General features: G+C 69.8%; 4 protein-coding genes (1 of these 4 cut by a window edge). 3 read left to right on the top strand and 1 reads right to left on the bottom strand.

The genetic code is table 11. The features are described 5' to 3' along the window. The first annotated feature begins 31 nt into the window (after positions 1–31). The 3 genes from FMQ63_RS11285 to FMQ63_RS11275 all read left to right on the top strand — a co-directional run bounded on the left by FMQ63_RS11285 (position 32) and on the right by FMQ63_RS11275 (position 4,376). Positions 32–502: a Crp/Fnr family transcriptional regulator gene (locus tag FMQ63_RS11285; protein WP_011553795.1), complete on the top strand. Its 471-nt coding sequence runs from the start codon at positions 32–34 to the stop codon at positions 500–502. 409 nt (positions 503–911) lie between these two features. Beyond that, positions 912–1,691 (top strand): DedA family protein, encoded by a 780-nt coding sequence (locus FMQ63_RS11280; RefSeq protein WP_011553794.1) that lies wholly within the window; start codon positions 912–914, stop codon positions 1,689–1,691. Between the two features lie 153 nt (positions 1,692–1,844). After that, positions 1,845–4,376 (top strand): patatin-like phospholipase family protein, encoded by a 2,532-nt coding sequence (locus FMQ63_RS11275; RefSeq protein WP_026114123.1) that lies wholly within the window; start codon positions 1,845–1,847, stop codon positions 4,374–4,376. Here the strand turns inward: FMQ63_RS11275 and FMQ63_RS11270 are convergent. Then, positions 4,363–12,755: the end of a hybrid non-ribosomal peptide synthetase/type I polyketide synthase gene (locus FMQ63_RS11270; protein WP_011553792.1), read on the bottom strand. Its footprint extends 34,432 nt past the window's final position; 8,393 of the gene's 42,825 nt are visible here — the last part of the coding sequence; its start codon lies beyond the right edge, outside the window; it ends in the stop codon at positions 4,363–4,365. The genes FMQ63_RS11275 and FMQ63_RS11270 overlap by 14 nt on opposite strands.

Below are 12,755 nucleotides of genomic sequence, written 5' to 3'. Positions count from 1 at the left end.
AGCCTACGCTGGGCGTGTTAGGAGCACATCCATGGCTCTCGTGCCTGCCACAACGCTCAAGGCGTGTCCGCTGTTCAAGGGTTTCACGGACACCGGCATCCAGATTTTCGCCGGGGTCGCCGTCACGCGTGCGTTCCCCAAGGGAACCGTGCTCTTCGCCGAAGGCAAGACGGGGGAGTCACTCCTCATCGTGGGTGAGGGCACCGTGCGCCTGAGCGGCAAGAGCGCCGGAGGTGAGGATGTGTCCCTGGGGGAGGTCGGCTCCGGCGAGCCCCTGGGAGAGCTGGCCCTGGTGCAGAAGGGTGAGCGGCTGTGCACCGCCACCGCCGTCACCGACGTGTCGGCCCTTGAGATTCGCGCCGCGGATTTCCAGAAACTCCTGGCCACCAAGCCGCAGGCCTGCGTGAAGCTGCTGATGGGCATCGTCGCGCACTTCGGCCAGAAGGCCCGGGACAACCGGGACATGCTGCGCACGCTCATCGGAAAAGCGCCCGCGGCCTGAGCTGAAGGAGACGCCATCCGGGCGGGCGGTGGTTAAGCTGCGCGGCAGCGCTGGCTGTGCGGGTCTCGAGTAGGGCCTGGTGGCTAGCGCTCGCACCTCATTCCGCGGTGCGGGCCGAGGTGGCATGGGCCTCCTGGACGATTGGAACCCAGGTGGGCAGGCTGCCCGAAGGGGCAGCGAGACGTCGGGACAGTGGGGCAGCGGGAGGCGGCGGTCGGAGAATAAGTAGAGACGACGGGCGCCGAAGAGGGCCCAAGCAGAGGCCGGGTTTCAGGGATTTTTGGGGTCGGTTCCCCTTGTTGACCCGGAGTTTTGACGACCCGCGCCCGGTTGATGTCTGGGCGCTAGAGGGGCGGCCTCAGGTGACTGCCGGGGCGGGCCCTTCGGACGTGAACGGACAGGACGACGCGTGCAAGAACTTCTCACCAACCTCCTCGGCGACTCTCAGGGCGTCTTCGCCTATGCCACGGTGTTCGGCATCCTGGTGGCCTGCGGACTGGGTGTCCCTCTGCCGGAGGACATCTCCCTCATCCTCGGGGGCTTCCTGGCCCACAAGGGGGCCGCCAACCTATCGGTCATGATGGTGGTCGGCTTCGCGGGCATCATCGTTGGCGACAGCCTCATCTACCTCGCCGGCCGCCGGCTGGGTGGGCGGCTGGGGCGTGAAGGCGGCGGTGGCTTCTTCGCCCGCATCGTCACACCCGAGAAACGCGCGAAGGTGGAAGGCCTCTTCGTCAAGCACGGCCAGAAGATCGTCTGCATCGCCCGCTTCATGCCGGGCGTGCGCGCCGTGACGTACTTCACCGCGGGCTCCGTGGGCATGTCCTACTGGCGCTTCATCTTCTGGGACGGCCTGGCCGCGCTGCTGTCCGCGCCCGTGTTCATCTGGCTCGGCTTCCACTTCGGTGGCGAGCTGGACACGATGATCTCCAAGTTCAAGGAAGGGCAGTTCGCCGTGATGGGCGTGCTGGCCGTGGCCGCCATCGGCTACTTCGTGTGGCGCCGCCGGCAGGCCGCGCAGCGCGCCCAGGCCGCCGCCATCGTGGAGCCCGTGGCGGTTCCCGCGCTGGTCCACGAGTCCGTGGCCGCGCCGCTGCGTCCCCAGGTGTCCAGCACGGGCGACGCCCTGTTCGTCGCGGCGCCGGAGCAGGCCGCCGCCGACAGCTCACACGAGCTGCAGAAGTCGTAGGCCTTTGAACCCAGGGCGCCGGGGACGACAGCTTCCCCGGTGCCTTCCGTGGTTGCCGGGCTTCCGGGATCAGGGTCAGGATTGAGGGATAGCCTCAACGTCGACCTTCATCTGAGCCCGCGAATGCCCAAAATCCTTCTTCGTGCCTGTGCCGTGGTCCTGCTCGCAGCCACCAGCACCGCGCAGGCGCAAGCCGTCCCACCGGCCCCCTCCGAGGCCGAGGACTCCTCCACGCCCGCCAACCCCGTGCCGGTGGACGCCCCACCTGATGCGCAAGCGGCGCCACCCGAAGCCGAACCGGGCGAGGTGCCGGCCAGCGCTGTCACTGAAGACGTTCCAGCGGTGAGCCCCGAGGTGCCGCCCGTTCCGCCGAATGGTGGCGCCTTCGCGAAGGACAACGCGCTCGTCCCCGAGGGAACGCCGTTCCTGCCGCTGCACATCGAAGACCCCGCACGGGCCCGTGCCCTGGCCGAGGAGACGGAGCGCAGCGCGCCGGCCCTGGTCGTCAGCGGCGGCATCAGCCTGGGCGCGTATCAGGCGGGGTTCCTCTCCACGCTGGTCCGGTTCTGGAGCGTCGCGCAGCGAGAAGGCGCACAGGCAGACCTGGGCAACCCGGCGCCGCGAGTGTGGACGGGCGCCTCGGCGGGGGCGGTGAACGCGCTGCTCGGGGGACTGGCCTCGTGTGACACGGCGTTCGCCCAGCCCACGTGGTCTCCAGAGCAGAGCCTCTTCTGGACCGTGTGGATCGACCAGCTCGACCTGGGGCGGCTGCTCCCCGAAGAGCGGAATGAGCCACCTCAGGGCACGCACCTCTTCAGCGAGCCCCACATGCAGGACACCCTGCAGCTCATCCTGAAGAAGGCCCAGACGACCCGCTTCAAGGAGGACTGCACCTTCGCCTACGGCATCACCGTGACGAACCTGCGCGGGCGCGAAGTTCCCTTCGGCGAGGGCGGACCCGACGCCCAGTTCAAGCTGAAGCGCGTGACGGAGAAGCTGGTCGTCCAGGTGATGACGCAGGGCGAAGGGAAGCTCACCGCCCGGCTGCCATTCATGGAGGGCGCGGCGAGCGCGTCGTTCCCCCACATCGGGGTGAAGCCGAAGGAGCTCGCATACTACCCGGCGCTGGGCGCCCAACCAACGGGCGACGGCGGACACGAGGTGTCCCTGTCGAACCTGCTGCTCACGCCGCAGGCCTCCGGGGCCTTTCCGCTCGCGTTCCCGCCTGTCCCCGTCGAGGTCTCCTTCTTCAACCAGACGCAATGGGGGCCCCTGGAGTCCCTCAAGCTCATTGACGGCGGCGTGCTCAACAACAACCCCGTGGACCTGGCGGTGCGGCTCGGCTCGCGGTGGGTGGAGCGCAGCACCTCGCGAGAGACGACGCTCAATCGCGAGCGCTTCCCCGTCGTCTACCTGGACCAGGACGCGGTCGCCTGGGACTGGGCATCACCGCCCGAACGGCCGGATCGCTCCCGCAGCCCCTTGGACGAAGCCTACTTCCAGCACCTGGGCAACGTGCTGAACGCCGCGCGCGACAGCGCCGTGCTCAACACGCTGGAGCACGACATCAATCTGTCGGGCCGCATCCAGATTCCTCGCCGCACGTCCGTGCTCCCGTCGGAGTTCCAGTTCGCGATGATGGGCTTCTTCGACCGGCGCTTCCGCGAGCACGACTTCTACCGTGGCATGCAGGACGCCATCCGCTTCCTGTCGACCCAGCTCACCTCGACGCGCGCCGTCGACCTGCTGGTGCCTCGCGCCGGCAAGGAGCGCCTGAGGGATCGTGAGCTCCGCGTGCTGAACGTCCTGGGCATCGACTCGGCCGGCTTCCGCTGCGTCGTGGGCAATGACTGCACGACGACGCCGCAGTTGGGGCGGCTGCGTCAGGCCACCAATGCCCTGACGCAGAAGGCGGAAGCGGGACAGCTCCGGAAGGGACAGGTCGACGACCTTCTCACCGTGCTGGGCGACGTGGGCTACCAGTACAGCGAAGGCGTCATGGAGGGGATTGAAGCCACGGGGACCCGAGAGGACCTCATCCCGGTCCGCCAACGCGTGGGCACCGCCTTCCACAGCCTCGTCACGCAGCAGCGGGGCAACCTCAAGATTCCGCTCCGTCCCGCGGGCGCCGCGCTCCTGGACGAGTGGCTGACGTATTCGAAACCGCACCATGTCTGGACGCTCAGCGCCATGCGCCAGCGCGGTGTGGGTGTGGGCGTGGAGCTTCCGTTCCTGGCGTCCGAGCAGGGACGCGAGGACTACGCCTACAGCCGCAATGAGTGGCGCTTCGGCGCCGTGCTGTCCGGGCTGGGTGTGCGGGACATGGACCAGCTCGTGCCCAACGACACCCGCATCCGTTGGGCCTCGCTGGGCCTCTACATCGACTGTGTCTCCGACATGGACGGCTTCTCCGGCGCGATTCCGTTCCTCGACCTGGGGCCGTACGTCCGGTGGCGCGCCGGACTGGGCGTTTCCGCGGGCTACCTCAGCAAGCCCAATGAATGGGCGCTGACGGTCCCGGAGGCCCGCCTGGGCGTGGACCTGGCGGAGATGGTGGGCGTGCGCCTCACGATGCCGGTCTACCTCCTCAAGAAGACGGAGGGAGAGCGGCGGCTCATCCGAGGGACGCCCAAGTACTTCAAGGAGCTAGGCCTGGGCGTCGAGTTCCTCCTCACGCGGTGGTGACCTTCAGCGCGCTCCGGAGCCGGTCCGCCAGCTCGCGGACCCCCGGGGCGCGCAGCACGCTGTAGTGGTCGCCGGACACGGCGTGCTGCTCCAGTCCGGTTCCCACGAGCGCCTTCCAGCCGCCGTCCTCGGGCAGGCCCTCCGCACCCTCCGTCGCCTGGAGCCGCAACACCCGGCCCGGGTTCAGCGCGGGCGGCTGGTAGCGGCGGGCGGCCCAGAGGTTGGCCTCGAACACCTGGAGCAGGGCCCGCAGGTGCGCGGGCTCCATTCCGGGCGGTAAGGCGCCCGCGCGCTGACCGGCTTCCCAGAGCGCTTCTACCTGGGCCTCGGGTGACAGGGACGCGTCCGGCGTGGCCAGGTCCGTGAACCCGATGCCCAGCAGGTCGCTCGCGAAAGCGGAGACGACCTGCGCGGCGTCGGGCTCCGGTTCGGCGGCGTTGAGCACCGCGGGCGTGTAGGCGTCGATGAGCGCCAACAGGGCCACCGTGTCGCCACGCTCGCGAAGCTGGCGCGCCATTTCATAGGCAATGACGCCGCCCACGGACCAGCCGCCCAGCAGGTAGGGCCCGGCGGGTTGGACCGTGCGGATGGCCTCCACATAGGCGGCGGCCATCTCCTCCACCGTGCCCAGCGGCGGCGTGCTGCCGTCGAGCCCTTGCGCCTGGAGTCCGTAGAACGGGCGCTCCGGCCCCAGCAGCCGGGCCAGCTCCGCGTAGGCCAGGACGTTGCCTCCGACAGGGTGCACGCAGAAGAACGGAACCTCCGTTCCACTCCGGCCCGCGTCGAACGGGACCAGTGACGACGTCGGTCCCGCGTCCTCGCGGCGCAGGAGCGCGGCGAGCTGCTCCACCGTGGGCGCCTGGAACAGCGCGGACAGGGGAAGCGGCCGGCCCAGGGACTCGCGCAGGGCCGCGACCAGACGCACGGCCAGCAGCGAGTGGCCTCCCAGCTCGAAGAAGCTGGAGCGCACGCTGATGGGCTCCACGCCCAGGAGCTGCTCCCAGGTCCGCACGAGCCGCAGCTCGAGCCCATCCCGCGGCGCCACGTGGGCCTCCTGGCTCCGGGTGTCCGCGAGCGTGGGCGAGGGCAGGGCCTTGCGGTCCACCTTTCCACTGGGGTTCAGGGGCAGGGCCGGCAGTGAGACGAAGGCCGGAGGCACCATGTACTCGGGCAGCCGCTGCTGGAGGTGCTGACGCAGCGCCTCCACGGTGGCGGAGCCGCCCACGATGTAGGCCACGAGCCGCTTGTCGCCGGGCACGTCCTCGCGCGCCAGCACCACGGCGTCCTGGACCGCTTCGTGCGCACGCAGGGCCGCTTCGATTTCGCCCAGCTCGATACGGAAGCCGCGCAGCTTCACCTGGAAGTCGAGCCGCCCCAGGTACTCCAGCGTGCCGTCATGCCGCCAGCGGGCCTTGTCGCCCGTGCGATAGAGCCGCTCGCCCGGCGTGGACGCGAACGGGTGGGGGACGAAGCGCTCCGCGGTGAGGCCTGGCTGGCCCAGGTAGCCTCGGGCCAGGCCATCCCCCGCCAGATAGAGTTCGCCCGCGGTGCCCAGGGGGGCCAGTTGCTGGCGCGCATCCAGCACGAATGCCCGAGTCCCCGCGAGCGGCTTGCCGATGACAGGGACCGGACTCGGGCTGTGCTGCACGCGCGCATAGGTGGCGTACACGGTGCTCTCGGTGGGGCCGTAGGCGTTGAACGCCGTCGTGCGCTCCGTGTTCGCCAGGCGGCTCCAGAGCGACGGGTCCATGGCTTCACCCGCGCACAGAATCCGCGACGGGACGTGGGCACGCTCCAGCAGCCCGGCCTGGAGCAGAAGCGTCAGTTGCGCGGGCGTGCAGTCCAGGACGTCCACGCGCTGTTGCTCCAGCCACGCCAGCATCGCCTCCGGATCCCTCCGTGTGTCGTCGGGCAGCAGGCACAAGCAGTGCCCGTCCGCCAGATGGACGAGCTGGTCCATGCTGACGTCGAAGTAGAGCGGCGCGTTGAGGCTGAACCGCTGCCCCGGCGCCTGCCCCAGGTGGAACGCGAGGTTCGAGGCCACGTGCAGCGAGGCCAGCGAGTGGTGCTGCACCATGACGCCCTTGGGCGTGCCCGTGGAGCCGGACGTGTAGATGACGTACGCGAGGTTCTCTCCGCGGACCTCCACCGTGACGTCATCCGTGGGCCGTGACGCCAGGTTCGACGCCCCGGTGTCCAGGCACAACAGATGCCGGACCTGCGGCTTCCAGGCGTCCGCCAGCGGTTGGACGGTGAGCAGGACGGACGCGTCGCTGTCCTTCAGGACGAAGGACTTGCGCTGTGCCGGCGCTGACGGGTCGATGGGCACGAAGGCGCCCCCCGCCTTGAGCACCGCCAACACCGCGACGATGGCGTCCGGCGTGCGCTCCAGGCACAAGCCCACGCGGACCTCGGGGCCCACGCCCAGCGAGCGCAGGGACGAGGCGAGCTGGTTGGCCCTCGCGTCGAGCTGGGCGAACGACAGCACCTGCGCCCCCAGTGTCACGGCGGGGGCCTCGGGCGTGCGCGCGGCTTGCTGCTCGAAGCGTGTGTGGAAGAGCGCACCCCGCTCGCGGGCTGGCGCGAGGTCGTGCCAGTCCACCATCAACTGCTGCTCCTCCGTCTCCGTGTGGAGGGACAGGGTGGCGAGGGCCAGGTCCGGCGCGGCCACGGCACGCTCCAGCAGCAGCCGGAGATGGGTGGCCAGCCGTTCCGCCGTGGCGCGCTCGAACAACTCGGTGCTGTAGACGAGCGCGCCCTCGTAGCCATCCTGGGCACGCGCCAGGTCCAGGCTCAGCTCGAACAGCGTCACCCCCGAGTCGTCGGCGTCCGCGGGACGGACCGACAGCTGGGGCAAGGTCAGCTCGGGGACCTGCGTGTTCTGCAACGCGAACATCACCTGGAACAACGGCGTGCGGCTCAGGTCTCGCGAGGGCTGGAGTTCCTCCACCAACCGCTCGAAGGGCACGTCCTGATGCTCATACGCGCCCAGCGTGGTGTCACGGACTTGCGCCAGCAACTGACGGAAGGTCATCGCGGGCGTGAGGCGGGCGCGCAGCACCAGCGTGTTCACGAAGAAGCCGATGAGCGGCTCGGTCTCCGCGTGGCGCCGGCCGGCGATGGGCGAGCCGACCAACACATCGTCCTGCCCGGCATGACGGGCCAGGACCGACTGGAATGCCGCGAGCAGCAGCATGAACGGTGTGACGCCCTCACGCTGCGCCAGCGCATCCAGCATCAGCGCGAGCTCCTGGGGCAGTTGCACCGGCACCGCCGCGCCGTGGTGACGCAGCACCGCGGGCCGGGGCTTGTCGGTGTGCAACTCCAGCGCATGGGGCGCACCGGCCAACTGCGACTTCCACCAGCCGAGCTGCGCCTTCAGCGTTTCGCCCTGGAGCCACCCGCGCTGCCACACCGCGTAGTCGGCGTACTGCACCGGAAGCTCGGGCAGGGCAGCGGGGTGTCCGTTGTGGAAGGCCTCGTAGAACGTGGTCACCTCACGCACCAGCACGCCCAGGGACCAGCCGTCCGAGACGATGTGGTGCAGGCACAGCAACAGGACGTGCTCGGACGGTTCCAGCTTCAGCAGCGTGGCGCGCAGCAAGGGCCCCGCGGAGAGATTGAACGGCTGTCGGGCATCCCGGGTGGCGCACTGCATCGCCTCCGCTTCCCGCTGGGCCCGGTCCTGGATGTCCGAGAGGTCCACCACCTCCACCACCGTGGCGTGCGGAGGGTGGATGACCTGCCGGGGCTCGCCAGCCACCGATTGGAACGTGGTGCGGAGCGCTTCGTGCCGCTCCACCATGGCACTCACGGCTCGCCGCAGGGCTTCGACGTCGAGCGTCCCTGACAGCCGCAGCGCGGACGGCATGTTGTAGGACACGTCGCCCGGATTGAGCTGATCCAGGAACCACAGTCGCTGCTGCGCGAAGGAGAGCGGCAGTGCTCCGTCCCTCCCGGCGCGCGTCAGGGGCGGGAGCCGGAGGCTGGGCGTCGTGGAGGCCAGCCGCTCGGCGAGCGTCGCCACGGTGGGGGCCGCGAAGAACGCGCGCAGGTTCAGCTCCACATCGAAGGTGTCGCGGATGCGGGCCACGACCTGGGTGGCCAGCAGGGAGTGTCCGCCCAGCTCGAAGAAGTTGTCATGCCGGCCCAAGGTGGGGATCCGCAGCAGCTCCTTCCAGATTTCCGCCAGCCGAGCCTCCGTGGGCGTCGCAGGCGGTTCGACGTCGCGCGTGAGCGCGAGCTGGGATGCGTCCGGTGTCGGCAGCGCGTTGCGGTCCACCTTGCCAGTGGACGTCAGCGGCAGGGCGGCCAGTGGCACGAAGACCGAAGGCACCATGTACTCAGGCAGCCGCTGCAGGAGGTGCTGGCGCAGCGACTCGGCCGTGATGAAGTCGCCCACGACGTAGGCCACGAGCCGCTTGTCGCCCGGCACGTCCTCGCGCGCCAGCACCACGGCGTCCTGGACCTGACCGTGGGTGCGCAGGGCGGCCTCGATTTCGCCCAGCTCGATGCGGAAGCCCCGCACCTTCACCTGGAAGTCGAGCCGCCCCAGGTATTCCAGCGTGCCGTCATGCCGCCACCGGGCCTTGTCTCCCGTGCGGTAGAGGCGGGCCCCCGGCTGTCCACTGAAAGCGTCCGGGATGAAGCGCTCCGCCGTCAGCCCTGGCCTGCCAAAATAGCCCCGGGCCACACCTTCTCCCGCGATGCACAGCTCGCCCGCGGTTCCCAGCGGAGCCAGTTGCTGTCGCGAGTCCAACACGTACACCCGCGTTCCCACGATGGGACGGCCAATGACGGGGACGGGACTCGGGTTGCCCTGAACGCGCGCGGAGGTGGCGCACACCGTGCTCTCGGTGGGGCCATAGACGTTGAAGGCCGTCGTGCGCTCCGTGCTGGCCAGTCGATTCCAGAGCATGGGCGACATGGCCTCGCCTCCACAGAAAATCCTGGCGGGGACGTGGCTTCGCTCGAGGAGCCCGGCCTGGAGCAGGAGTGCCAGTTGCGCAGGCGTGCAATCCAGCATGTCGACGCGCTGCTGCTCCAGCCACGCCACCATCGCCTCCGGGTCCTTCCGCGTGGCCTCTGGCACCAGACACAGGCAGTGGCCCTCCGCAAGGTGCATGAGCCGCTCCACGGTGCCGTCGAAGTACAGCGGCGCGTTGAGACTGAGGCGCTGCCCGGCGGGCTCGGCCATCTCCAGCGACTCCGTCATTCCCTGCAGCAACCACGGCAGCGAGCGGTGCTGCACCATGACGCCCTTGGGCGTGCCCGTGGAGCCGGACGTGTAGATGATGTACGCGAGGTTCTCTCCGCGCACGTTCGCGGGGACGTTGTACGTGGGCAGTGACGCCAGCCTCGCGGCCTCGGTGTCCAGGCACAGCACATGCCGGACCTGGGGCCGCCAGGCCTCGGCCAGGTGCTGGACGGTGAGCAGCACGGTGGCCCCGCTGTCCTCCAGCATGAAGGAACGTCGCTGCGAGGGCGCCATCGGGTCGATGGGGACGAAGGCGCCTCCGGCCTTCAGTACCGCCAGCAGGCTGATGATGGCCTCCAGCGTGCGCTCCAGGCACAGGCCCACGCGGACCTCCGGGCCCACGCCCAGCGTGCGCAGGTGCGCGGCGAGCTGGTTCGCCTTCGCATTGAGCTGACTGAAGGACAGCACCTGCTCATCCAGCGCCACGGCGGGCGCGTTGGGCGTGCGTCCCACCTGCTGCTCGAAGCGCGTGTGGAAGATGCCACCGCGCTGGACGCTGGAGGTGGTGCTGTTCCAGTCCACCATCAACTGGTGCTGCTCCGCCTCCGTGTGGAGGGGAAGGGTGGACACGGGGTCATCCGGTGACGCCACGGCTCCTTCCAGCAGCAGCCGGAGGTGCTCAACCAGTTGCTCCGCTGTGGCGGGCTCGAACAGCTCGGTGCTGTAGATGAGCGCGCCCTGGTAGCCCTCCGGGAGGCGGGCCAGCGCCAGCTCCAGCTCGAACCGGCTGACACCATGCGTCGGCTCCAGCTCTCGCAGGGAGAGGTCCTGGAGGGCCAGATCGGAGCCCGGTGCGTTCTGCAGGGCGAAGATGGCCTGGAACAGCGGCGTGCGGCTCAGGTCTCGCGAGGGCTGGAGTTCCTCCACCAGCCGCTCGAAGGGCACGTCCTGATGCTCATACGCGCCCAGCGTGGTGTCGCGCACTTGCGCCAACAACTGGCGGAAGGTCGTCTCCGGGGAGATTCGGGCGCGCATGACCAGCGTGTTGACGAAGAAGCCGATGAGTGGCTCGGACTCGGCCTGACGGCGCCCGGCGATGGGCGATCCCACCAGCACGTCGTCCTGTCCCGAGTGCCGGCACAACAGCGCCTGGAAGGCCGCGAGCAACAGCATGAACGGCGTGACGCCTTCCTTCTGGGCCAACGCCTCCAGCGCCTGACTGAGCGCGAACGGAAGCTGTACCTGCACGCCAGCGCCTTGGTGCGACACCACCGCGGGGCGCGGCTTGTCCGTGGGCACGTCGAGCGCGTGCGGCGCGCCCGCGAGCTGCTCCTTCCACCAGCCCAGGTGCTGCTTCAGCGTCTCGCCCTGCATCCACCCGCGCTGCCACACCGCGTAGTCGGCGAACTGCACGGGGAGCTCAGGTAGGGACGCGGGCTGTCCGCGAAGGACTGCGTCATAGAACGCGGCCACTTCCCGGACGAGCACGCCCATGGACCAGCCGTCCGAGATGATGTGGTGCATGCACAGCACCAGCACGTGTTCGGTGGGGGTCAGCGTCAGCAGGGTGACGCGCAGCAGGGGGCCCGTGGACAGGTCGAACGGCTGCTGTGCGTCGTGGGTGGCGCGCTTCAACGCCTCGGATTCCCGGTACGCCCGCCCCTGGAGTCCCGAGAGGTCCACCACCTTCAGTGGCAGCGCTCCCGGTGGGTGGATGACCTGGCGGGGCTCGCCGCCCTGGGCCTGGAACGTGGTGCGGAGTGATTCGTGCCGCTCCACCAGGGCATTCGCGGCGCGCTGCAAGGCGTTGACGTCCAGCGTCCCCGACAGGCGCAGCGCGGACGGCATGTTGTAGGAGGCGTTGCCCGGCTGGAGCTGATCCAGGAACCACAGGCGCTGCTGGGCGAAGGACAACGGCGCCGGCCCGTCACGCCGGGCCCGGGTGAGCGGTGGCAGCCGGGAGCCGGGCGTGGCGGAGCCCAGACGTTCTGCGAGGGCCGCCACGGTGGGGGCCTCGAAGAACGCGCGCAGGCTCAGCTCCACGTTGAAGTCGGCACGGACGCGGGCGACCACGCGCGTGGCCAACAGGGAGTGACCCCCCAGCTCGAAGAAGTTGTCGTGGCGTCCCACCGTGGGGACTCGCAGCAGCTCCTGCCAGACCTCCGCCAGCCGGGCCTCCATGAGCGTCGCGGGGGGCATGCTGTCGCGCTTGAGGGCCAGTTGTGAGGCCTCCGGTGCGGGAAGGGCCTTCCGGTCCACCTTTCCGCTGGGCGTCAGGGGCAGGGCGGCCAGTGACACGAAGGCGCCGGGCACCATGTACTCGGGGAGGTTCCCTCGCAGGTGTTCCCGGAGAGCGGACGCCTCCAGTTGGCCCGCGCTTGGCGCGGACGACGGCACGACGTATGCCACCAATCGCTTGTCGCCAGCGACGTCTTCGCGGACGTGCACCACGGCGTCGTGGACCGTGGGATGCGCGCGAAGGGCGGCCTCAATCTCTCCAGGCTCGATGCGGACGCCGCGGACCTTCACCTGGGTGTCGCCGCGGCCCAGGTACTCCAGGTTCCCGTCCCGGCGCCACCGCGCCAGGTCTCCGGTCCGGTACAGCCGCTCGCTGTCCACGAAGGGCGAAGGCACGAAGCGCTCCGCCGTCAGCTCCGGCCGGCCCAGGTAGCCTCGGGCCACACCCCAGCCGCCGATGAACAGCTCTCCGGGCACGCCCGGGGGGACGGGCTCCAGCTCGCGGTCCAGCACGTACATCCGCACGTTCGTCAGCGCCCGGCCAATGGGCACCTCGCGCTCGGCGCCCGGGGACGCCAGAACTCCAGCCGCTGACAGGTTCACGGACGTGGCCACCGCCGTCACCTCGGTGAGCCCGTACGTGTTCAGCAGGGGCAGCTCGACCCCGACGCTCCGCTGCCACTGGGCCACCCGCTCCGGCGCCACGCGTTCGCCGCCAATCACCACCCACTTCAGCCCTGGGGGGAGACGGGCGGTGCCCGCATCGAGGCTCGCCGTCACGTCATGCCAGAAGGCCGTGGGCAGGTTGAGCTGCGTCACGCCCGCCGCTCCACACTTCGCCAGGAACGCACCGGGCTCGTCGAGCATGTCCGGGGTCCGGAGGACCAACGTCCCGCCGCTCGTGAGGCACGGGTAGATCTCCTCCGCGCTGGTGTCCCAACTGA

The organism is Myxococcus sp. CA005 (assembly GCF_006518205.1).
GTDB classification, from domain to species: domain Bacteria; phylum Myxococcota; class Myxococcia; order Myxococcales; family Myxococcaceae; genus Myxococcus; species Myxococcus xanthus.
This window is presented reverse-complemented; position numbering and strand designations above follow the sequence as displayed.